This window comes from Bacteroides sp. MSSM.1001136sp1_RTP21357st2_D2_RTP21359_211015 (assembly GCF_040913205.1).
Classification (GTDB): Bacteria; Bacteroidota; Bacteroidia; order Bacteroidales; family Bacteroidaceae; genus Bacteroides; species Bacteroides ovatus.
This window is the reverse complement of sequence record NZ_JBDFVF010000034.1, coordinates 18,999-37,802: the sequence shown is the minus strand read 5'-3', so window position 1 is coordinate 37,802 and position 18,804 is coordinate 18,999. Positions and strand designations below refer to the sequence as shown.

At 38.5% G+C, this 18,804-nt stretch carries 33 protein-coding genes; 32 read left to right on the top strand and 1 reads right to left on the bottom strand.

All coding sequences use genetic code 11. The annotated features are described in order from the left end of the window. Nucleotides 1-4 precede the first annotated feature (4 nt). The 31 genes from rplC to AB5217_RS19305 all read left to right on the top strand — a co-directional run bounded on the left by rplC (nucleotide 5) and on the right by AB5217_RS19305 (nucleotide 15,695). The gene (rplC, locus tag AB5217_RS19455; protein WP_004296349.1) at nucleotides 5-622 is read left to right on the top strand and encodes a 50S ribosomal protein L3; all 618 of its coding nucleotides are present in this window, start codon (nucleotides 5-7) and stop codon (nucleotides 620-622) included. Continuing rightward, nucleotides 622-1,248 carry a 50S ribosomal protein L4 gene (gene rplD, locus AB5217_RS19450; RefSeq protein ID WP_004296348.1) on the top strand — a complete coding sequence of 209 codons (627 nt, stop codon included), beginning with the start codon at nucleotides 622-624 and terminating at the stop codon, nucleotides 1,246-1,248. Before rplC ends, rplD begins: the two co-directional genes overlap by 1 nt. Before the next feature lie 16 nt (nucleotides 1,249-1,264). Then, nucleotides 1,265-1,555 carry a 50S ribosomal protein L23 gene (gene rplW / locus AB5217_RS19445; RefSeq protein WP_004296347.1) on the top strand — a complete coding sequence of 97 codons (291 nt, stop codon included), beginning with the start codon at nucleotides 1,265-1,267 and terminating at the stop codon, nucleotides 1,553-1,555. Nucleotides 1,556-1,560: 5 nt separating this feature from the next. Then, entirely contained in the window at nucleotides 1,561-2,385 is an 825-nt protein-coding gene (rplB, locus tag AB5217_RS19440; protein ID WP_004296346.1) for a 50S ribosomal protein L2, read from the top strand. A gap of 20 nt (nucleotides 2,386-2,405) precedes the next feature. Next, nucleotides 2,406-2,675 (top strand): 30S ribosomal protein S19, encoded by a 270-nt coding sequence (gene rpsS / locus AB5217_RS19435; RefSeq protein ID WP_004296345.1) that lies wholly within the window; start codon nucleotides 2,406-2,408, stop codon nucleotides 2,673-2,675. A 36-nt stretch (nucleotides 2,676-2,711) separates the two neighbouring features. After that, entirely contained in the window at nucleotides 2,712-3,122 is a 411-nt protein-coding gene (gene rplV / locus AB5217_RS19430) for a 50S ribosomal protein L22 (RefSeq protein ID WP_004296344.1), read from the top strand. A 5-nt stretch (nucleotides 3,123-3,127) separates the two neighbouring features. Beyond that, complete coding sequence (gene rpsC, locus AB5217_RS19425) at nucleotides 3,128-3,859, top strand: 30S ribosomal protein S3 (protein ID WP_004296343.1); 732 nt, start codon at nucleotides 3,128-3,130, stop codon at nucleotides 3,857-3,859. A gap of 23 nt (nucleotides 3,860-3,882) precedes the next feature. Further along, complete coding sequence (gene rplP, locus AB5217_RS19420) at nucleotides 3,883-4,317, top strand: 50S ribosomal protein L16 (protein WP_004291234.1); 435 nt, start codon at nucleotides 3,883-3,885, stop codon at nucleotides 4,315-4,317. Nucleotides 4,318-4,322: 5 nt separating this feature from the next. Then, nucleotides 4,323-4,520, top strand: a complete 198-nt coding sequence (gene rpmC, locus AB5217_RS19415) for a 50S ribosomal protein L29 (RefSeq protein WP_004296342.1) — start codon at nucleotides 4,323-4,325, stop codon at nucleotides 4,518-4,520. Further along, nucleotides 4,517-4,786: a 30S ribosomal protein S17 gene (gene rpsQ, locus AB5217_RS19410; RefSeq protein ID WP_004296341.1), complete on the top strand. Its 270-nt coding sequence runs from the start codon at nucleotides 4,517-4,519 to the stop codon at nucleotides 4,784-4,786. Before rpmC ends, rpsQ begins: the two co-directional genes overlap by 4 nt. Before the next feature lie 2 nt (nucleotides 4,787-4,788). After that, nucleotides 4,789-5,154 carry a 50S ribosomal protein L14 gene (gene rplN / locus AB5217_RS19405; RefSeq protein WP_004296340.1) on the top strand — a complete coding sequence of 122 codons (366 nt, stop codon included), beginning with the start codon at nucleotides 4,789-4,791 and terminating at the stop codon, nucleotides 5,152-5,154. 19 nt (nucleotides 5,155-5,173) lie between these two features. Next, on the top strand, nucleotides 5,174-5,494 hold the full coding sequence (rplX, locus tag AB5217_RS19400; RefSeq protein WP_004296339.1) for a 50S ribosomal protein L24: 321 nt from the start codon (nucleotides 5,174-5,176) through the stop codon (nucleotides 5,492-5,494). Then, on the top strand, nucleotides 5,494-6,051 hold the full coding sequence (rplE, locus tag AB5217_RS19395) for a 50S ribosomal protein L5 (RefSeq protein ID WP_004310886.1): 558 nt from the start codon (nucleotides 5,494-5,496) through the stop codon (nucleotides 6,049-6,051). The genes rplX and rplE overlap by 1 nt, the downstream gene beginning before the upstream one ends. Before the next feature lie 5 nt (nucleotides 6,052-6,056). Beyond that, nucleotides 6,057-6,356 carry a 30S ribosomal protein S14 gene (rpsN, locus tag AB5217_RS19390; protein ID WP_004310885.1) on the top strand — a complete coding sequence of 100 codons (300 nt, stop codon included), beginning with the start codon at nucleotides 6,057-6,059 and terminating at the stop codon, nucleotides 6,354-6,356. A 52-nt stretch (nucleotides 6,357-6,408) separates the two neighbouring features. After that, nucleotides 6,409-6,804 (top strand): 30S ribosomal protein S8, encoded by a 396-nt coding sequence (gene rpsH / locus AB5217_RS19385; protein WP_004296336.1) that lies wholly within the window; start codon nucleotides 6,409-6,411, stop codon nucleotides 6,802-6,804. Between the two features lie 15 nt (nucleotides 6,805-6,819). Next, nucleotides 6,820-7,389 carry a 50S ribosomal protein L6 gene (rplF, locus tag AB5217_RS19380; protein WP_004310884.1) on the top strand — a complete coding sequence of 190 codons (570 nt, stop codon included), beginning with the start codon at nucleotides 6,820-6,822 and terminating at the stop codon, nucleotides 7,387-7,389. Nucleotides 7,390-7,410: 21 nt separating this feature from the next. Continuing rightward, nucleotides 7,411-7,755 carry a 50S ribosomal protein L18 gene (rplR, locus tag AB5217_RS19375; RefSeq protein WP_004310883.1) on the top strand — a complete coding sequence of 115 codons (345 nt, stop codon included), beginning with the start codon at nucleotides 7,411-7,413 and terminating at the stop codon, nucleotides 7,753-7,755. 5 nt (nucleotides 7,756-7,760) lie between these two features. Beyond that, nucleotides 7,761-8,279, top strand: a complete 519-nt coding sequence (gene rpsE / locus AB5217_RS19370) for a 30S ribosomal protein S5 (RefSeq protein WP_004296333.1) — start codon at nucleotides 7,761-7,763, stop codon at nucleotides 8,277-8,279. A gap of 9 nt (nucleotides 8,280-8,288) precedes the next feature. Further along, nucleotides 8,289-8,465, top strand: coding sequence for a 50S ribosomal protein L30 (gene rpmD / locus AB5217_RS19365; RefSeq protein ID WP_004296332.1), 177 nt, complete (start codon nucleotides 8,289-8,291; stop codon nucleotides 8,463-8,465). 32 nt (nucleotides 8,466-8,497) lie between these two features. Further along, nucleotides 8,498-8,944 (top strand): 50S ribosomal protein L15, encoded by a 447-nt coding sequence (gene rplO, locus AB5217_RS19360; protein ID WP_004296331.1) that lies wholly within the window; start codon nucleotides 8,498-8,500, stop codon nucleotides 8,942-8,944. 4 nt (nucleotides 8,945-8,948) lie between these two features. Continuing rightward, complete coding sequence (gene secY / locus AB5217_RS19355) at nucleotides 8,949-10,289, top strand: preprotein translocase subunit SecY (protein ID WP_004296330.1); 1,341 nt, start codon at nucleotides 8,949-8,951, stop codon at nucleotides 10,287-10,289. A gap of 15 nt (nucleotides 10,290-10,304) precedes the next feature. After that, complete coding sequence (gene map, locus AB5217_RS19350) at nucleotides 10,305-11,102, top strand: type I methionyl aminopeptidase (protein ID WP_004296329.1); 798 nt, start codon at nucleotides 10,305-10,307, stop codon at nucleotides 11,100-11,102. 1 nt (nucleotide 11,103) lies between these two features. Continuing rightward, a complete protein-coding gene (gene infA, locus AB5217_RS19345; protein WP_002558052.1) occupies nucleotides 11,104-11,322 on the top strand; it encodes a translation initiation factor IF-1 in 219 nt (72 codons plus the stop codon). A gap of 8 nt (nucleotides 11,323-11,330) precedes the next feature. After that, entirely contained in the window at nucleotides 11,331-11,447 is a 117-nt protein-coding gene (gene ykgO, locus AB5217_RS19340; RefSeq protein ID WP_002558051.1) for a type B 50S ribosomal protein L36, read from the top strand. A gap of 33 nt (nucleotides 11,448-11,480) precedes the next feature. Then, complete coding sequence (rpsM, locus tag AB5217_RS19335; protein WP_004296328.1) at nucleotides 11,481-11,861, top strand: 30S ribosomal protein S13; 381 nt, start codon at nucleotides 11,481-11,483, stop codon at nucleotides 11,859-11,861. Nucleotides 11,862-11,872: 11 nt separating this feature from the next. Continuing rightward, nucleotides 11,873-12,262, top strand: a complete 390-nt coding sequence (rpsK, locus tag AB5217_RS19330; protein ID WP_004296327.1) for a 30S ribosomal protein S11 — start codon at nucleotides 11,873-11,875, stop codon at nucleotides 12,260-12,262. Nucleotides 12,263-12,380: 118 nt separating this feature from the next. Then, nucleotides 12,381-12,986: a 30S ribosomal protein S4 gene (gene rpsD, locus AB5217_RS19325; protein ID WP_004296326.1), complete on the top strand. Its 606-nt coding sequence runs from the start codon at nucleotides 12,381-12,383 to the stop codon at nucleotides 12,984-12,986. A gap of 11 nt (nucleotides 12,987-12,997) precedes the next feature. Then, nucleotides 12,998-13,990, top strand: coding sequence for a DNA-directed RNA polymerase subunit alpha (locus tag AB5217_RS19320; RefSeq protein ID WP_004296325.1), 993 nt, complete (start codon nucleotides 12,998-13,000; stop codon nucleotides 13,988-13,990). Between the two features lie 3 nt (nucleotides 13,991-13,993). Continuing rightward, nucleotides 13,994-14,497: a 50S ribosomal protein L17 gene (gene rplQ, locus AB5217_RS19315; protein ID WP_004296324.1), complete on the top strand. Its 504-nt coding sequence runs from the start codon at nucleotides 13,994-13,996 to the stop codon at nucleotides 14,495-14,497. 147 nt (nucleotides 14,498-14,644) lie between these two features. Then, nucleotides 14,645-15,040: a hypothetical protein gene (locus AB5217_RS19310; RefSeq protein WP_004296323.1), complete on the top strand. Its 396-nt coding sequence runs from the start codon at nucleotides 14,645-14,647 to the stop codon at nucleotides 15,038-15,040. 112 nt (nucleotides 15,041-15,152) lie between these two features. Beyond that, nucleotides 15,153-15,695: a hypothetical protein gene (locus AB5217_RS19305; protein ID WP_004296322.1), complete on the top strand. Its 543-nt coding sequence runs from the start codon at nucleotides 15,153-15,155 to the stop codon at nucleotides 15,693-15,695. A gap of 152 nt (nucleotides 15,696-15,847) precedes the next feature. On the opposite strand, the gene AB5217_RS19300 is transcribed toward AB5217_RS19305, so the two are convergent. Next, entirely contained in the window at nucleotides 15,848-17,662 is a 1,815-nt protein-coding gene (locus AB5217_RS19300) for a MutS family DNA mismatch repair protein (RefSeq protein WP_004296321.1), read from the bottom strand. Nucleotides 17,663-17,980: 318 nt separating this feature from the next. Here AB5217_RS19300 and AB5217_RS19295 point away from each other — a divergent pair, with 318 nt between their 5' ends. Then, entirely contained in the window at nucleotides 17,981-18,625 is a 645-nt protein-coding gene (locus tag AB5217_RS19295; protein ID WP_004307524.1) for a DUF6563 family protein, read from the top strand. The last annotated feature ends 179 nt before the right edge of the window (nucleotides 18,626-18,804 follow it).

Here is an 18,804-nt window from a genome sequence, read left to right as displayed (position 1 = left end):
TGAAATGCCAGGATTATTAGGAAAAAAAATCGGAATGACATCCGTTTTCAGTGCCGATGGTAAAAATGTACCATGCACTGTTATCGAAGCAGGTCCTTGTGTTGTTACTCAAGTTAAAACTGTAGAAAAAGATGGCTATGCAGCTGTTCAGTTGGGTTTCCAGGACAAAAAGGAAAAACATACAACTAAACCGTTGATGGGACATTTTAAAAGAGCAGGAGTAACACCGAAGAGACACTTGGCTGAGTTCAAAGAATTTGGAACAGATTTGAATCTGGGTGATACTATTACCGTAGAGATGTTTAATGATGCTAACTTTGTTGACGTTGTTGGAACTTCTAAAGGTAAAGGTTTCCAGGGTGTAGTAAAAAGACATGGTTTTGGTGGTGTGGGTCAGGCTACTCACGGACAGCACAACCGCGCTCGTAAACCGGGTTCTATTGGTGCTTGTTCTTACCCTGCAAAAGTATTCAAGGGAATGCGCATGGGTGGACAACTTGGTGGTGACAGAGTCACTGTACAAAACTTGCAGGTATTAAAAGTAATCGCGGATCATAACCTTCTTTTGATTAAAGGTTCTATCCCGGGTTGCAAAGGTTCAATCGTATTAATTGAGAAATAATGGAAGTTAACGTATATAACATTAAAGGTGAAGACACTGGGAGAAAGGTTACGTTAAACGAATCTATCTTCGGAATTGAGCCCAACGACCACGCTATCTATTTGGACGTAAAACAATTTATGGCTAATCAGCGTCAGGGTACTCATAAGTCAAAAGAAAGAAGTGAAATCAGTGGTTCAACTCGTAAGATCGGTCGCCAGAAAGGTGGTGGCGGAGCTCGTCGTGGTGATATGAACTCACCGGTTCTTGTAGGTGGTGCCCGCGTTTTCGGTCCGAAACCAAGAGACTACTTCTTCAAGTTGAATAAAAAAGTTAAGACATTGGCTCGTAAGTCAGCTTTGTCTTATAAAGCTCAAAACGATGCAATCGTTGTCGTTGAGGATTTCACATTTGAAGCTCCTAAGACAAAAGATTTCGTTGCAATGACAAAAAATCTTAAAGTTTCCGATAAAAAGCTACTTGTAATTTTACCGGAAGCAAATAAAAACGTATATTTGTCAGCTCGTAACATTGAGGGTGCTAATGTGCAGACTATCTCGGGATTAAATACTTACAGAGTATTGAATGCTGGGGTTGTTGTGCTTACTGAAAACTCTCTGAAGGCTATTGACAATATCTTAATTTAAAAAGGAGGCTTAAATAATGGGAATTATTATTAAACCGTTGGTAACAGAGAAAATGACTGCAATCACAGATAAGCTGAATCGTTTCGGCTTTGTTGTACGTCCTGAAGCTAACAAACTGGAAATTAAGAAGGAAATTGAAGCTCTTTATAATGTTACAGTAGTTGATGTGAATACTGTGAAGTATGCTGGCAAAAATAAGAGCCGTTATACCAAAGCAGGTATCATCAATGGTCGTACGAATGCTTTCAAAAAAGCAATCGTGACATTGAAAGAAGGAGATACTATTGATTTTTATAGCAATATTTAATAAAAATGGCAGTACGTAAATTTAAGCCCACAACACCGGGGCAAAGACATAAAATTATTGGTACTTTCGAAGAAATTACTGCATCAGTACCAGAAAAGTCTCTTGTATATGGTAAGAAATCATCTGGAGGTCGTAACAGCGAAGGTAAGATGACTATGCGCTACATTGGTGGCGGTCATAGAAAGGTGATTAGAATTGTTGATTTCAAGAGAAATAAGGACGGTGTTCCAGCAGTAGTTAAAACAATTGAATACGATCCGAATCGTTCGGCTCGTATCGCTCTGTTATTTTACGCTGATGGAGAAAAAAGATATATTATTGCTCCCAATGGATTGCAAGTTGGTGCGACTCTGATGTCAGGTGAAACAGCAGCGCCAGAGATTGGTAATGCTCTTCCTCTTCAAAACATTCCGGTGGGTACTGTGATTCACAATATCGAATTACGTCCGGGACAGGGTGCTGCTCTGGTTCGTTCAGCTGGTAACTTTGCTCAGTTGACTTCTCGTGAGGGTAAGTATTGTGTAATTAAGTTGCCTTCAGGTGAAGTTAGACAGATTCTTAGCACTTGTAAAGCTACTATCGGTAGTGTAGGTAACTCTGATCATGGATTGGAAAGTTCAGGTAAAGCTGGACGTTCTCGTTGGCAAGGACGTCGTCCTCGTAACCGTGGTGTTGTAATGAACCCGGTTGATCACCCGATGGGTGGTGGTGAAGGACGTGCTTCTGGAGGTCACCCAAGATCACGTAAGGGATTGTATGCTAAGGGACTTAAGACTAGAGCTCCTAAGAAACAATCGTCTAAGTACATTATTGAGAGAAGAAAAAAGTAATCTGATTAATTGAGTAAACTATGAGTCGTTCATTAAAAAAAGGTCCATATATTAACGTTAAGCTTGAAAAGAGAATTCTTGCCATGAATGAATCAGGTAAGAAAGTCGTAGTAAAGACTTGGGCCAGAGCTTCAATGATTTCGCCTGATTTTGTAGGCCATACAGTTGCAGTTCACAATGGAAATAAATTTATTCCTGTTTATGTTACCGAGAATATGGTAGGACACAAGTTGGGCGAATTTGCTCCAACTCGTACATTCAGAGGACACGCTGGTAACAAGAAAAGATAACAGGATTTATTTGAAATAATAAAGTAATAAATAATAATGGGAGCAAGAAAAAAAATATCGGCTGAAAAGAGAAAAGAAGCCCTTAAGACCATGTATTTTGCAAAATTGCAAAATGTTCCTACTTCTCCGCGTAAGATGCGTCTGGTTGCAGACATGATCCGTGGTATGGAAGTGAACAGAGCACTTGGTGTTTTGAAATTTTCTTCAAAAGAAGCTGCTGCAAGAGTGGAAAAATTGCTTCGCTCTGCAATTGCTAACTGGGAACAGAAAAACGAACGTAAAGCGGAAAGTGGCGAGTTGTTCGTAACACAGATTTTTGTTGATGGTGGAGCTACACTCAAAAGAATGAGACCGGCACCACAGGGTAGAGGTTATAGAATTCGCAAACGTTCAAATCACGTAACATTGTTCGTTGGTGCTAAAAGTAATAACGAAGATCAAAATTAAGGTAGATGGGACAAAAAGTTAATCCAATAAGCAACCGTTTAGGAATTATCAGAGGATGGGATTCTAACTGGTATGGTGGAAATGATTACGGTGATTCTTTGCTGGAAGATAGCAAAATCCGTAAATATCTTAATGCAAGACTTGCAAAAGCAAGTGTATCAAGAATCGTAATTGAACGTACGCTGAAGCTCGTTACTATTACTGTTTGCACTGCTCGCCCGGGTATTATTATCGGTAAAGGTGGCCAAGAAGTTGATAAGTTAAAAGAGGAGTTGAAGAAGGTTACCGACAAAGATATTCAAATCAATATCTTTGAAGTGAAGAGACCGGAACTGGATGCTGTGATTGTTGCTAACAACATCGCTCGTCAGGTTGAAGGTAAAATTGCCTATCGCCGTGCCATCAAAATGGCTATCGCAAACACAATGCGTATGGGTGCTGAAGGTATCAAAATTCAGATTTCAGGACGTTTGAATGGAGCTGAAATGGCCCGTTCTGAAATGTATAAAGAAGGAAGAACTCCGTTGCACACTTTCAGAGCTGATATCGACTACTGTCATGCAGAAGCATTGACTAAAGTAGGTCTTTTAGGTATCAAAGTTTGGATTTGTAGAGGTGAAGTGTTTGGTAAGAAAGAATTGGCTCCGAACTTTACACAAAGCAAAGAAAGTGGTCGTGGAAACAATAGTGGAAACAACGGCGGAAAGAACTTCAAAAGAAAGAAAAATAATCGCTAAACGAATTTGAATTTTAGGAAACTATGTTACAACCGAAAAAGACAAAATTCAGAAGACAACAAAAAGGTCGTCAGAAAGGTAATGCCCAGAGAGGCAACCAGCTGGCCTTTGGTTCTTTTGGCATAAAGGCTTTGGAGACTAAGTGGATTACAGGCCGTCAGATCGAAGCTGCTCGTATTGCAGTAACAAGATATATGCAACGTCAAGGACAGATCTGGATCCGTATATTCCCGGATAAACCGATCACTAGAAAACCTGCCGATGTACGTATGGGTAAAGGTAAAGGTGCTCCAGAGGGATTTGTGGCTCCTGTGACTCCAGGTAGAATCATTATTGAAGCTGAAGGAGTATCTTACGAAATCGCGAAAGAAGCATTGCGCTTAGCTGCTCAAAAGCTTCCTATTACAACGAAGTTTGTCGTAAGACGTGATTATGATATTCAAAATCAAAATGCGTAAGTGTTATGAAAATTGCAGAAATAAAAGAAATGACTACTAATGATTTAGTAGAAAGAGTAGAGGCGGAAACAGCTAATTATAACCAAATGGTTATTAATCATTCTATTTCTCCTTTGGAAAATCCTGCTCAAATCAAACAATTACGCAGGACTATTGCGCGTATGAAAACAGAATTGCGCGAAAGAGAACTTAACAATAAATGATCAGCTTGATGGAAGCAAGAAATTTAAGAAAAGAAAGAACAGGGGTTGTGTTGAGCAATAAGATGGATAAGACCATCACAGTTGCTGCCAAATTTAAGGAAAAACACCCTATATATGGTAAGTTCGTTAGTAAAACGAAGAAGTACCATGCTCACGATGAAAAGAATGAATGCAATATCGGTGATACTGTAAGCATCATGGAAACTCGTCCTTTGAGCAAGACTAAAAGATGGAGATTAGTAGAAATAATTGAAAGAGCTAAGTAATTATGATACAAGTAGAATCCAGACTTACAGTATGTGATAACAGTGGAGCGAAAGAGGCGTTGTGTATCCGCGTTTTGGGTGGTACAGGTCGTCGTTATGCTTCAGTGGGGGATGTCATTGTAGTTTCAGTAAAGAGTGTTATCCCTTCTAGTGATGTTAAAAAAGGTGCAGTATCAAAGGCTTTGATTGTACGTACAAAGAAAGAAATCCGTCGTCCTGATGGTTCTTATATACGTTTTGATGATAATGCTTGCGTGTTGTTGAATAATGCAGGTGAAATTAGAGGTAGTCGTATTTTCGGTCCTGTAGCAAGAGAACTTCGTGCTACAAACATGAAAGTTGTGTCACTTGCGCCTGAGGTACTTTAATTTGTAAAAGATTTAAGTAATGAGTAAATTACATATTAAAAAAGGCGATACAGTTTACGTAAATGCTGGCGAAGATAAGGGCAAAACTGGTCGTGTATTGAAGGTTCTTGTTAAAGAAGGACGTGCATTTGTAGAAGGTATCAATATGGTATCTAAAAGCACAAAGCCGAATGCAAAGAATCCACAAGGTGGTATTGTGAAGCAAGAAGCTTCTATCCACATTTCAAACTTGAACCCGGTTGATCCAAAAACTGGTAAAGCAACGCGTATTGGGAGAAAAAAGAGTTCGGAAGGAACTTTAGTGCGTTATTCTAAAAAATCAGGAGAGGAGATTAAGTAATGAGTAATACTGCTAGTCTTAAGAAAGAATATGCAGAGCGTATAGCACCTGCATTGAAATCACAGTTCCAGTATTCTTCTACAATGCAGATACCCGTACTTAAGAAGATTGTAATCAATCAGGGATTAGGTATGGCTGTTGCTGATAAGAAGATTATCGAAGTAGCAATCAATGAAATGACAGCTATTACAGGTCAAAAAGCTGTAGCTACCATTTCTCGTAAAGATATCGCAAACTTTAAGTTGCGTAAAAAAATGCCGATTGGTGTTATGGTAACTTTACGTCGTGAAAGAATGTACGAATTCCTTGAAAAATTGGTTCGTGTAGCTCTTCCTCGTATTCGTGACTTCAAAGGTATCGAAAGTAAGTTTGATGGTAAAGGTAACTATACCCTTGGTATTCAGGAACAAATCATTTTCCCTGAAATAAATATCGATAGTATTACAAGAATTCTCGGAATGAATATTACCTTTGTAACCTCTGCGGAAACAGATGAAGAAGGTTATGCTTTGCTGAAGGAATTCGGTTTACCTTTTAAAAACGCTAAAAAAGACTAATAGATATGGCAAAGGAATCAATGAAAGCACGTGAAGTAAAGCGTGCTAAATTAGTAGCCAAATACGCCGAGAAAAGAGCTGCTTTGAAGCAAATCGTAAGAACAGGTGATCCTGCTGATGCTTTCGAAGCTGCACAGAAGTTGCAAGAGTTGCCAAAGAATTCTAATCCAATTCGTATGCACAACCGTTGCAAACTGACTGGTCGTCCTAAAGGTTATATTCGTCAATTCGGAATTTCGAGAATTCAATTCCGTGAGATGGCATCTAACGGACTGATCCCAGGCGTAAAAAAAGCAAGCTGGTAATTATTGTTTAAATATTGTCAGGGTAGTCCTGATTAATTTAATTTATTTTTATATGACTGATCCAATAGCAGATTATTTAACGAGGTTGCGGAACGCGATTGGTGCAAAGCACAGAGTTGTTGAAGTTCCCGCTTCGAATTTGAAAAAAGAAATCACTAAGATTCTTTTTGAAAAAGGCTACATTCTTAATTATAAGTTTGTAGAAGATGGTCCTCAAGGAACTATTAAGGTTGCCTTGAAGTATGATTCTGTTAACAAAGTTAACGCAATCAAAAAGTTAGAAAGAATATCTTCTCCGGGTATGCGTAAGTATACTGGTTACAAAGATATGCCGCGTGTTATTAATGGGTTGGGTATTGCTATAATATCTACTTCCAAAGGTGTAATGACTAACAAAGAGGCTGCAGAACTGAAGATCGGTGGTGAAGTCTTGTGTTATGTATATTAATTAGGAGGAATTAGAATGTCAAGAATAGGAAAATTACCCATTAGTATCCCTGCTGGAGTGACAATCACTCTGAAGGATAATGTGGTTACCGTAAAGGGACCCAAAGGCGAAATGAGCCAATATGTGAATCCTGCTATCAATGTTACTATTGAAGACGGACACGTAACTTTAACAGAAAACGATAAAGAAATGCTTGATAACCCGAAGCAGAAACATGCTTTCCACGGTTTGTATCGTTCATTGGTTCACAACATGGTTGTGGGCGTATCTGAAGGTTACAAGAAAGAACTGGAACTTGTAGGTGTAGGTTATCGTGCTTCAAACCAAGGTAACATCATTGAACTGGCTTTAGGTTATACACACAATATTTTCATTCAATTACCTGCTGAGGTAAAAGTTGAAACGAAGTCTGAAAGAAATAAGAATCCTCTTATTATATTGGAATCGTGTGACAAACAATTGCTTGGTCAAGTTTGCTCTAAAATACGTTCTTTCCGTAAGCCTGAACCATACAAGGGTAAAGGTATTAAGTTTGTTGGCGAAGTAATTCGTAGAAAGTCTGGTAAATCAGCCGGCGCTAAGTAATTCATATAAAATTAGATTATTATGACAACAAAAATAGAAAGACGAGTTAAGATCAAATATAGAGTACGCAACAAGATTTCAGGTACTACTGAATGTCCGCGTATGAGTGTATTTAGAAGTAACAAGCAAATTTATGTCCAGATTATCGATGATCTTTCTGGTAAGACACTGGCCGCTGCTTCTTCTTTAGGCTTGACTGAGAAAGTCGCTAAAAAAGAACAAGCTGCTAAAGTTGGTGAAATGATTGCTAAAAAGGCTCAGGAAGCAGGTATAACTACTGTTGTTTTCGACCGTAATGGTTACTTGTATCATGGGAGAGTAAAAGAAGTAGCTGATGCTGCTCGTAACGGTGGACTTAAATTTTAATCATTATGGCAGGAGTTAATAATAGAGTTAAGATTACTAACGATATAGAACTGAAAGATAGATTGGTTGCTATTAATCGTGTTACTAAAGTTACCAAAGGTGGTAGAACTTTTAGTTTCTCTGCAATCGTTGTTGTAGGTAACGAAGAAGGTATCATTGGTTGGGGACTTGGTAAAGCAGGTGAAGTAACAGCTGCTATCGCTAAAGGTGTTGAGTCAGCTAAAAAGAACCTGGTGAAAGTACCTATTTTAAAAGGTACTGTTCCTCATGAACAATCAGCTAGATTTGGTGGTGCTGAAGTATTCATCAAACCTGCATCTCACGGAACCGGTGTTGTAGCTGGTGGTGCTATGCGTGCTGTATTGGAAAGTGTTGGTGTTACTGACGTTTTGGCTAAATCTAAAGGTTCTTCAAATCCGCACAACCTTGTTAAAGCTACAATCGAAGCTTTGAGTGAAATGCGTGATGCAAGAATGGTTGCTCAGAACAGAGGTATTAGTGTTGAAAAAGTATTTAGAGGATAAGGAGGAGATATGTCAACTATAAAGATTAAACAAGTTAAAAGTAGAATTGGTGCTCCAGCTGATCAGAAAAGAACTCTCGATGCACTGGGACTTCGTAAACTGAACCGTGTGGTTGAACACGAAAGCACTCCTTCAATTCTTGGGATGGTAGATAAAGTAAAACACTTGGTTGCCATTGTTAAGTAATTATTTGTTGAATAATAAAACGAAATTACAATATGAACTTAAGTAATTTAAAACCTGCAGAGGGATCTACTAAGACAAGAAAAAGAATTGGACGTGGAACTGGTTCTGGCTTAGGCGGTACTTCTACAAGAGGTCATAAGGGAGCTAAATCAAGATCTGGATACTCTAAGAAGATCGGTTTTGAAGGTGGTCAGATGCCTCTTCAACGTCGAGTTCCTAAATTTGGTTTCAAGAATATCAATCGTGTAGAATATAAAGCCATCAATCTGGATACTATCCAGAAACTTGCTGAAGCTAAGAGCTTGGCAAAAATTGGTGTAAACGACTTTATCGAAGCAGGATTTATATCTTCAAATCAGTTGGTAAAAGTATTGGGTAACGGAACTCTGACTAACAAGCTGGAAGTAGAAGCTCATGCATTCTCTAAGACTGCAACTGCTGCTATTGAAGCTGCTGGTGGAACTGTAGTAAAACTCTGATTCAATGAGAAAAGCTATTGAAACATTAAAGAATATATGGAAGATTGAGGATCTGAGACAGCGGATCCTCATCACCATATTGTTTGTGGCAATTTACCGTTTCGGATCATATGTCGTATTACCAGGTATCAATCCGGCAATGCTGGCAAAATTGCACGAACAAACAAGTGAAGGCCTTTTAGCCTTGTTAAATATGTTCTCTGGAGGAGCATTTTCTAATGCCTCTATTTTTGCATTAGGAATCATGCCTTATATCTCTGCATCTATCGTAATCCAGTTGTTGGGAATCGCTGTGCCGTATTTCCAGAAGCTGCAACGCGAAGGTGAGAGCGGCAGAAGAAAAATGAATCAATATACTCGTTATTTGACGATTGCTATATTGTTAGTTCAGGCCCCTTCTTATTTGCTCAATCTTAAAATGCAGGCTGGCCCTTCCTTAAATGCTTCATTAGATTGGACTCTGTTTATGGTTACCTCTACCATTATTTTGGCAGCAGGTAGTATGTTTATTTTGTGGCTTGGTGAAAGAATTACTGATAAAGGTATTGGTAACGGTATTTCATTTATCATCTTGATTGGTATTATCGCTCGTTTCCCTGATGCTTTGTTGCAAGAAGTTGTATCCAGAGTAGCAAATAAGAGTGGTGGTTTGATCATGTTTATAATTGAAATCGTATTCTTGTTATTAGTGATTGGTGCTGCTATTCTTTTGGTACAAGGTACAAGAAAGATTCCTGTACAGTATGCAAAAAGAATTGTTGGTAACAAGCAATATGGTGGTGCTAGACAATACATTCCTTTGAAAGTGAATGCTGCTGGTGTTATGCCTATCATTTTTGCTCAGGCAATCATGTTTATTCCAATTACGTTTATCGGTTTTTCAAATGTAAATGATGCGGGCGGTTTCTTGCATGCGTTTACAGATCATACAAGTTTCTGGTATAATTTTGTTTTTGCGGTAATGATTATATTATTTACATATTTCTATACTGCAATTACAATTAATCCGACTCAGATGGCTGAGGATATGAAGAGAAATAATGGTTTCATCCCTGGTATTAAACCGGGAAAGAAAACAGCAGAGTATATTGATGATATAATGTCTCGTATTACTTTGCCGGGTTCTTTCTTCTTGGCTTTAGTTGCTATTATGCCTGCTTTTGCCGGTATATTCGGAGTGCAAGCAGGATTTGCTCAATTCTTCGGCGGTACATCTTTGTTAATTCTTGTAGGTGTTGTTCTTGATACACTGCAACAGGTTGAAAGTCATTTGTTGATGAGACACTATGATGGTCTGTTGAAGTCTGGTCGTATTAAAGGACGCGCTGGTGTAGCGGCATATTAATTCTTTAGATTAGAAATGATATTTCTTAAAACAGAAGATGAAATAGAATTGCTCCGTCAGAGTAACCTGCTTGTTGGTAAAACTCTTGCAGAGGTTGCCAAACTGGTGAAGCCTGGTGTAACTACACGTGAGTTGGATAAGGTTGCTGAAGAGTTCATTAGAGATCATGGGGCAACTCCAACTTTCAAAGGATTTCCGAATCAATATGGAGAACCATTTCCCGCATCTCTTTGTACTTCTGTTAATGAGCAGGTTGTACATGGAATCCCAGGGGATATTGTACTGAAAGATGGCGATATCGTATCAGTGGATTGCGGAACTTACATGAATGGTTTTTGTGGTGATTCTGCTTATACTTTTTGTGTAGGAGAGGTGGACGAAGAAATTCGTAACTTGTTGAAGGTAACTAAAGAAGCGTTATATATTGGCATTCAGAACGCAGTGCAAGGCAAAAGAATCGGAGACATCGGGTATGCTATTCAGCAATATTGTGAGTCTCACTCTTATGGTGTAGTGCGTGAGTTTGTTGGTCATGGCATTGGTAAAGAGATGCACGAAGATCCTCAAGTGCCTAATTATGGTAAAAGAGGATATGGACCTTTGATGAAAAGAGGCCTTTGCATAGCGATAGAGCCGATGATAACATTGGGAGATCGACAAGTGATTATGGAACGTGATGGATGGACTGTGAGGACCAGAGATCGTAAATGTGCTGCACATTTTGAACATACGATAGCTGTTGGAGCTGGTGAAGCTGATATTTTGTCTTCATTCAAATTCATAGAAGAAGTTTTAGGAGATAAAGCAATATAATATGGCAAAGCAATCTGCAATAGAACAAGATGGAGTTATAGTTGAAGCATTGTCAAATGCAATGTTTCGTGTTGAATTAGAAAACGGACATGAGATTACTGCACATATTTCAGGTAAGATGCGGATGCATTACATCAAGATTTTGCCGGGAGATAAAGTGAGAGTCGAAATGTCTCCTTACGACTTATCGAAAGGAAGAATTGTGTTTAGATATAAATAAAATAAGATATGAAAGTAAGAGCATCATTAAAGAAACGCACGCCAGAATGTAAGATCGTTAGACGTAATGGCCGTTTGTATGTTATTAACAAGAAAAATCCTAAGTATAAACAACGTCAAGGATAATTTGTTATTTTTGCAAAAAAAATAATTAAGTATATGGCTATAAGAATAGTTGGTGTAGATTTACCTCAGAACAAAAGAGGTGAAATTGCGTTGACCTATGTATATGGAATAGGTCGCAGTAGTTCAGCAAAAATTTTAGATAAAGCTGGTGTAGATAAAGATCTGAAGGTTAAAGACTGGACAGATGATCAAGCTGCTAAGATTCGTGAGATTATCGGTGCAGAGTATAAAGTGGAAGGTGATCTTCGTTCTGAAATCCAATTGAACATTAAGCGATTAATGGATATTGGTTGCTATCGTGGTGTACGTCACCGTATTGGTCTGCCTGTTAGAGGTCAGAGCACTAAGAACAATGCACGTACTCGTAAAGGTAGAAAGAAAACCGTTGCTAATAAGAAAAAAGCTACTAAATAATAATTGTTGATATGGCAAAAAAAACAGTTGCAGCTAAAAAGAGAAATGTGAAAGTAGACGCTAATGGACAGTTGCATGTTCATTCATCTTTCAACAATATTATTGTTTCTCTTGCAAACAGTGAAGGGCAGATTATCTCTTGGTCATCTGCTGGTAAAATGGGATTTAGAGGTTCTAAAAAGAATACTCCTTATGCAGCGCAGATGGCTGCCCAGGATTGTGCAAAGATTGCATTCGATCTTGGCCTGAGAAAGGTAAAAGCATATGTGAAGGGTCCAGGTAACGGACGTGAGTCTGCTATTAGAACTATCCACGGTGCTGGTATCGAAGTTACTGAAATCATTGACGTGACTCCGCTTCCACATAATGGTTGTCGTCCTCCGAAAAGACGTAGAGTTTAATTTACCTTTAACTTACACAATGATCTTGATTTTGTTTTTGGATTACATTTAATTTCTCTCTGTAATCGCGGCTGCAACAAATTAAGTTCATGAATAAACAATTAAATATTTAAAAGAAATGGCTAGATATACTGGACCAAAATCGAGAATCGCCCGTAAATTCGGTGAAGGAATCTTTGGAGCTGACAAAGTTTTGTCAAAGAAGAACTATCCTCCCGGACAACATGGTAATTCAAGAAAAAGAAAAACTTCTGAATATGGTGTGCAACTTCGTGAAAAGCAGAAAGCTAAATACACCTATGGAGTTTTAGAAAAACAATTCCGCAATTTGTTTGAAAAAGCAGCTACTGCTAAAGGTATTACCGGTGAGGTACTCCTTCAATTGTTGGAAGGCCGTCTTGACAACGTAGTATTCCGTTTGGGAATTGCTCCTACACGTGCTGCTGCTCGTCAGTTGGTTAGTCACAAGCACATTACTGTAGATGGTGAAGTGGTAAACATCCCTTCATTTGCAGTAAAACCAGGACAATTGATTGGTGTTCGTGAAAGATCTAAATCTTTGGAAGTAATTGCTAATTCTCTTGCAGGTTTCAATCATAGCAAGTATGCTTGGTTGGAATGGGACGAAGCTTCTAAGGTTGGTAAAATGTTGCACATACCTGAAAGAGCAGACATTCCTGAGAACATTAAAGAACATTTGATCGTTGAATTGTATTCTAAATAATAATTAATTTCATGGCGATATTAGCATTTCAAAAACCTGATAAAGTATTAATGTTGGAGGCGGACTCCAGATTCGGTAAATTCGAATTCCGTCCGTTGGAACCGGGTTTTGGTATTACTGTAGGTAATGCATTACGCCGAATCCTTCTTTCTTCATTAGAGGGTTTTGCTATCACTACTATCAGAATCGATGGTGTGGAGCATGAATTTTCTAGTGTACCTGGAGTAAAAGAGGATGTTACCAACATTATCTTGAATCTGAAACAAGTGAGATTCAAGCAAGTAGTTGAAGAGTTCGAGAGCGAAAAAGTGAGCATCACTGTCGAGAATTCCAGTGAATTTAAAGCAGGTGACATAGGTAAGTATTTGACTGGATTTGAAGTGTTAAATCCGGAATTAGTTATTTGTCATTTAGATTCTAAGTCAACTATGCAGATTGATATTACAATTAACAAAGGCCGTGGTTATGTACCTGCTGATGAGAATCGCGAGTATTGCACGGATGTTAATGTAATTCCAATCGACTCTATTTATACACCGATACGTAATGTCAAGTATGCTGTAGAAAACTTCCGTGTAGAACAGAAGACTGACTACGAAAAGCTAGTACTTGAAATTAGTACCGACGGTTCTATACATCCGAAAGAAGCGCTGAAAGAAGCTGCAAAAATTCTGATTTATCACTTCATGTTGTTCTCTGACGAGAAGATCACGCTTGAAAGTAATGATACTGATGGCAATGAAGAGTTTGATGAAGAAGTATTGCACATGCGTCAGCTGTTGAAAACTAAACTCGTTGATATGGACTTGTCAGTTCGTGCCCTCAATTGCTTGAAGGCTGCTGACGTAGAAACTCTCGGCGACTTGGTACAATTCAACAAAACTGACCTGCTAAAATTCAGAAACTTCGGAAAGAAATCGCTTACCGAGCTTGATGATTTGCTGGAAAGTCTGAATCTGTCGTTTGGAACCGACATTTCTAAATATAAATTAGATAAAGAATAAAAAATGAGACATAATAAAAAATTCAATCATTTAGGTCGTACTGCTTCTCATAGAAGCGCTATGTTATCTAACATGGCTTGCTCTTTGATCAAGCACAAAAGAATCACTACGACTGTTGCAAAGGCGAAAGCTTTGAAAAAGTTTGTTGAGCCTTTGATTACTAAGTCTAAAGAAGATACTACGAACTCTCGTCGTGTTGTATTTAGCAACTTGCAAGATAAGATTGCAGTAACAGAGCTGTTCAAAGAAATCTCTGTTAAGATTGCTGATCGTCCGGGTGGTTATACTCGTATTATCAAGACTGGTAACCGTTTGGGTGACAATGCAGAAATGTGCTTCATCGAGTTGGTTGACTACAATGAAAACATGGCTAAGGAAAAAGTTGCTAAGAAAGCTACTCGTACTCGTCGTTCGAAGAAAGCTGCTGAAGCTACTCCTGCTGCTGTTGAAGCTCCTGCAACTGAAGCTCCTAAGGCTGAAGAACCAAAAGCTGAATCAGCTGAATAATTTTACAGTTATTCTTATAGATATAAAAAAGGCTACCCTCACAGGTAGCCTTTTTTGTTTGTCTGCCGTTTACTAATACTAAGATACATTAAAATATATCTTAATAGAACTTTTCATAGAGAGAATCTGTTATATTTGCAGGTGAATATGGCAAAATTTGTAAAGGTAATATTGTTTCTGTTGCTGACTGTTGCTTTTCATAGCATAGCAGGCAATGTTTCTACTGCGAAAGTGGTGGATGAACAGGAGCGTGCTATTACATATGCAATGAGACAGCATGGGGAAATCAGCGCACCGGATCTTCCTGGTAAGCCAGTGGCTGAACTGAACAACTTGCAAAGCCATCAGATATCTGTAACACGTATTCAACGTGTACAACTTGGAGAATATTTCTTTTCTTTAAAAAATGCGCTACAATGTTGTGCTGATCGTGATAACTCACTTTCACAACACTGGGGGCGGATTTATGGTACAACAACTTCCTATTATTGCCAGCCATCAAGTGAATACTATGTATATACTTTGAGGCGTATAATTATTTAGTAGTCTATTTATTGGTATTGTTTATTTTGTGGTTACTGGTATCTTCTGTAATACCGGTGACTATATCCTTTTTATCTTTATATTTTTACTAATAATTTAAACTTTAAATATTATGGCAACTACTCAAACGATTGATGCTACTATCTTCGCATCTTCACACCCCGATATCGCAAAACGTACAAGTGTTTCAGGAGTTTTAATTTCTTCTGTAATGTTATTGGTCGGTATTTTAGCTTTTGTTTCCACTTTCGAATTGGATGATAAGTCTTCTACGGTTAGTATGGCTTTGATGGTTCTGGGAACAGGTTTATTCCTTATGGGGATTTTCCGTCTCTTCTGGAAATCAAAAGAAGTTATTTATTTGCCAACCAAAAGTGTGGCTAAAGAGCATAGTATATTCTTTGATTTGAAACACATGGATGCTTTGAGGAATCTTGTGAATTCGGGTTCATTCTCAGCAGGTTCGCATATAAAGAGTGAGGCTAGTGGTAATATACGTATGGATGTAATACTTTCTGCTGATAAAAAGTTTGCAGCTGTACAGTTATTCCAGTTTATACCTTATACATATCAGCCAATAACGTCAGTGCAGTATTTCACTGATGAACAAGCTTCAGCGGTAATAGCGTTTCTGACAAAAAGTAAAATGCAGTAAAAGTATCTCTACAAAATCTGTTTGACTTAGTTTTTTCCGACACATTAAAACAGGTAGCTTGAAGTTTTATATTCAGTTTGCTGCTACTAAATAAAGCAGGTTTTGGATGTTACTACAATAGAAAACTTTGATTTTTATACAAGGAATGGGGATTAGTCGTTAATGACGGCGATCCCCATTTTCTTCATTAAGAAGCAGGCATTCATATTTTGCGCAACTCCGTTTCTCATTTGGTAAGAGAAGGTGAGTTCGTTGTTCGTAATGTCAGCTTCGAAACAGTAATTCCGGATATTTTGTGGGAAGGAGTCCACTAAAGTTCCTAGCAACAAGTCATGAGTGGCGATGATGCCATTGGTATTCATGTGCATGAATTGTTTGATGAGGGCGAAAGAACCTTTCTGTTTATCCATAGAGTTTGTACCTTTCAATATTTCATCAAGGATGATGAAAAGTTCTTCTCCTGCTTCAAGCTTATCTATGATTAATTTAAGTCGCTTGAGTTCGGCAAAAAAATAAGATTCGTTGTCGGTTAAGGAGTCACTGGTCCGAAGGCTGGTGACGAGGCGAGCCGGATATATTTCCATCCGCTTTGCCCAAACGGGAGCCCCTATACATGCTAGTAGATAGTTCACTCCTACAGTACGTAAATACGTGCTTTTTCCTGCCATATTGGCTCCTGTGATAATAATAAAGAAAGGACGTCTTTCAATGTCTATTCCGTTGCGTACACATTTGTTGCGATCCATTAAAGGATGCCCCAAAGCTTCAGCCTGCAGATGGAAAGATTGAGCAGCAATGGTAGGATAGATGTAATCCGGATGATTATATGCGAATGTTGCCAGAGAACAATAAGCGTCAATTTCTCCGATGGTTTCTATCCAGCGGGGAAGGTCAGATGCGTGGATTTCTTTCCACTTCTCGATTCGCATCACTTGGCGCAGCTCCCAGAATATCAGTCCATTGAGTATCGTGCTTATTAGCAGATTGCTTCGTTGATCGAGCGCGTTCATCAGTTTTGAAAGCTGGCGTACTGCTTGAGAAGCGGTTTGATTCTGACTTGTAAGTTCCGTTTTTAACTTTTGCAGTATATGACTTTGCATTTCTTTCTGTTCAGTGAGAAGAATCTGGTCAGCGTATGTCGAAAGAATTTGTAGCTTTTCTCCGTAGGTCGTTTGTAGTTTAGTGATTCCTTTAGAAAAAATAGTGCTGAATAATACAAAGCCAACAAACACTCCTCCTGCAATACTGGCCGAGATAATACCTAAAATGGCTAGACCTATACATAAGAAATTAATGATCGTTACCGCTGTCGGGAGGATGCGTAGAAGTGTACGCTTCCGATAATAACTTGGACTGTTTGCCCATTCTTTGATTTCGGTGGTATCGGCAGGTTTTCCTTTATAGAGTAAGCCGAGTAAGCGGATTTGTTGGCGATATTCTAAGTCTGTGGACAATTCATGTATAGCTTCCTGGCGATGTTCAATAGCTTCTTTGTTTTCCAGATGTGCATTGAACCAGTTTGCAAGATGCAGTTTGCCAATAGGCGTTGCAGTGCGGTTGATGTATTGGAAAAGAGAATGTTCGCCAAATACGTCTAAATCAAGAGTGTAGAGATGAGATGGATTAACAAATTCTTTTCCATCATCAAAATCAGAAAAGTCATATTGCATGGCACGTAGCTCCTGCTCATTGATTTCTATTTTCTTTTTCAGAAAGTCTTTTCGGTAGAACCAGAAATTATGGCGTTTTACCAGCCAGATGAATAAGATAAAAGGTAAGATAGCGAAAGCAGAGAGACATAGCCACCCATCAGACCAAAAGATAATGGCATTTGCTACAGCTCCTACGAATAAGATCAGGCGGAGAAGACTGATATAATAGATACGTTTCCGTGCATTCTGTAACTCCAGCTCTGTTTTCTGAATGATTTGCTGATATGTAGTAATGATCTGTTCTTGTTTTTCCATGACAAATTTAATTCTTTTCCACAAAGGTAATATAATTCATGACGGTCGGGATAAGAGCTTGTTTTTGTCGAGAGCAGATTTACTGTTTATTAACGGAAGATAGAAAGGAATAACAAGCTCATATTATGACTTGTCTGGATAATGCCTTTACTAGCTGTAAGGAATGGGGTATATAAGTTCTGTTTCCGTTTAATAAGAGTAGGGGGCATTTCCTGGTAGCAGCTTTTTTTCAATATTTCTTTCCTCATTCTTGCATTTATCCGCTAAAATTTATAACTTTCCACTCGAAAAGGCGTTAGACAGGAAAGGAGGATGCTTATGAAGAAAGGATGTATCTTATGTTTGCTGATAAGCGTGATTAGCCTTCCGTTAATTGCGCAGAATATTATTTATTCCAACCTGAAAGAGTTGCTGGCTCAACATGGTGATACAACAGCCGTGTTGCGTGTAGAAAAACGTTCCAGAAATCAGATTGTATTGACAGGAGGGGCTGATTACCGGATAACGGCCGGTGATGACGAGTCGATGTGTCGACGCTTGAAGAAGCGTTGTTTTGCCGTGCGTGACGAAAAAGGAGATTTATATTTGAATTGTCGTAAGTTGCGCTATAAAAAGTTACGCTTTGGAGCATGGTATGCCCCTGCCGTTCAATTGGGTAAAAATATCTATTTTTGTGCCATGCCTCTAGGTTCGGTTATCGGAGGAAACTTTGTAGAAGAGGATGACGTAAAACTGGGAGGGAATATTGGCGATGCTCTTGCCGCTTCAAGTTTGGTTACGAAACGCGTCTGTTATGAGCTAAATGGTGAAACAGGAAAAGTCGATTTTCTAGGAAAAGATAAAATGCTTCAATTATTGAAGAATTATCCGGAACTGAAACAGGCATATTTGAAAGATGATAGTCAGGAGGCGAAGCATACCTTTAAATATTTGTTGGAGTTGCGGAATAAACAAAAAAAGTAATTTTGTCGATCTCTGTTGGTATAGCAGAGAAAGAGTATGTTCATAATACAATCATGGTCATAGTGATATGATTAGGGTGCGGATTATGCAAATAACACAGAACTCATAGCTTTGATTTAATGGAAAAATCCGCTATCCATTTTAATAAAAGCCCTATTAGTCCGTTTGGATAAAAGACC

Bases quoted from the DNA above. Each gene is read 5' to 3' on its own strand.
- rplC (WP_004296349.1), top strand. From the start codon at position 5: ATGCCAGGATTATTAGGAAAAAAAATCGGAATGACATCCGTTTTCAGT.
- rplD (WP_004296348.1), top strand. From the start codon at position 622: ATGGAAGTTAACGTATATAACATTAAAGGTGAAGACACTGGGAGAAAG.
- rplW (WP_004296347.1), top strand. From the start codon at position 1,265: ATGGGAATTATTATTAAACCGTTGGTAACAGAGAAAATGACTGCAATC.
- rplB (WP_004296346.1), top strand. From the start codon at position 1,561: ATGGCAGTACGTAAATTTAAGCCCACAACACCGGGGCAAAGACATAAA.
- rpsS (WP_004296345.1), top strand. From the start codon at position 2,406: ATGAGTCGTTCATTAAAAAAAGGTCCATATATTAACGTTAAGCTTGAA.
- rplV (WP_004296344.1), top strand. From the start codon at position 2,712: ATGGGAGCAAGAAAAAAAATATCGGCTGAAAAGAGAAAAGAAGCCCTT.
- rpsC (WP_004296343.1), top strand. From the start codon at position 3,128: ATGGGACAAAAAGTTAATCCAATAAGCAACCGTTTAGGAATTATCAGA.
- rplP (WP_004291234.1), top strand. From the start codon at position 3,883: ATGTTACAACCGAAAAAGACAAAATTCAGAAGACAACAAAAAGGTCGT.
- rpmC (WP_004296342.1), top strand. From the start codon at position 4,323: ATGAAAATTGCAGAAATAAAAGAAATGACTACTAATGATTTAGTAGAA.
- rpsQ (WP_004296341.1), top strand. From the start codon at position 4,517: ATGATCAGCTTGATGGAAGCAAGAAATTTAAGAAAAGAAAGAACAGGG.
- rplN (WP_004296340.1), top strand. From the start codon at position 4,789: ATGATACAAGTAGAATCCAGACTTACAGTATGTGATAACAGTGGAGCG.
- rplX (WP_004296339.1), top strand. From the start codon at position 5,174: ATGAGTAAATTACATATTAAAAAAGGCGATACAGTTTACGTAAATGCT.
- rplE (WP_004310886.1), top strand. From the start codon at position 5,494: ATGAGTAATACTGCTAGTCTTAAGAAAGAATATGCAGAGCGTATAGCA.
- rpsN (WP_004310885.1), top strand. From the start codon at position 6,057: ATGGCAAAGGAATCAATGAAAGCACGTGAAGTAAAGCGTGCTAAATTA.
- rpsH (WP_004296336.1), top strand. From the start codon at position 6,409: ATGACTGATCCAATAGCAGATTATTTAACGAGGTTGCGGAACGCGATT.
- rplF (WP_004310884.1), top strand. From the start codon at position 6,820: ATGTCAAGAATAGGAAAATTACCCATTAGTATCCCTGCTGGAGTGACA.
- rplR (WP_004310883.1), top strand. From the start codon at position 7,411: ATGACAACAAAAATAGAAAGACGAGTTAAGATCAAATATAGAGTACGC.
- rpsE (WP_004296333.1), top strand. From the start codon at position 7,761: ATGGCAGGAGTTAATAATAGAGTTAAGATTACTAACGATATAGAACTG.
- rpmD (WP_004296332.1), top strand. From the start codon at position 8,289: ATGTCAACTATAAAGATTAAACAAGTTAAAAGTAGAATTGGTGCTCCA.
- rplO (WP_004296331.1), top strand. From the start codon at position 8,498: ATGAACTTAAGTAATTTAAAACCTGCAGAGGGATCTACTAAGACAAGA.
- secY (WP_004296330.1), top strand. From the start codon at position 8,949: ATGAGAAAAGCTATTGAAACATTAAAGAATATATGGAAGATTGAGGAT.
- map (WP_004296329.1), top strand. From the start codon at position 10,305: ATGATATTTCTTAAAACAGAAGATGAAATAGAATTGCTCCGTCAGAGT.
- infA (WP_002558052.1), top strand. From the start codon at position 11,104: ATGGCAAAGCAATCTGCAATAGAACAAGATGGAGTTATAGTTGAAGCA.
- ykgO (WP_002558051.1), top strand. From the start codon at position 11,331: ATGAAAGTAAGAGCATCATTAAAGAAACGCACGCCAGAATGTAAGATC.
- rpsM (WP_004296328.1), top strand. From the start codon at position 11,481: ATGGCTATAAGAATAGTTGGTGTAGATTTACCTCAGAACAAAAGAGGT.
- rpsK (WP_004296327.1), top strand. From the start codon at position 11,873: ATGGCAAAAAAAACAGTTGCAGCTAAAAAGAGAAATGTGAAAGTAGAC.
- rpsD (WP_004296326.1), top strand. From the start codon at position 12,381: ATGGCTAGATATACTGGACCAAAATCGAGAATCGCCCGTAAATTCGGT.
- AB5217_RS19320 (WP_004296325.1), top strand. From the start codon at position 12,998: ATGGCGATATTAGCATTTCAAAAACCTGATAAAGTATTAATGTTGGAG.
- rplQ (WP_004296324.1), top strand. From the start codon at position 13,994: ATGAGACATAATAAAAAATTCAATCATTTAGGTCGTACTGCTTCTCAT.
- AB5217_RS19310 (WP_004296323.1), top strand. From the start codon at position 14,645: ATGGCAAAATTTGTAAAGGTAATATTGTTTCTGTTGCTGACTGTTGCT.
- AB5217_RS19305 (WP_004296322.1), top strand. From the start codon at position 15,153: ATGGCAACTACTCAAACGATTGATGCTACTATCTTCGCATCTTCACAC.
- AB5217_RS19300 (WP_004296321.1), bottom strand. From the start codon at position 17,662: ATGGAAAAACAAGAACAGATCATTACTACATATCAGCAAATCATTCAG.
- AB5217_RS19295 (WP_004307524.1), top strand. From the start codon at position 17,981: ATGAAGAAAGGATGTATCTTATGTTTGCTGATAAGCGTGATTAGCCTT.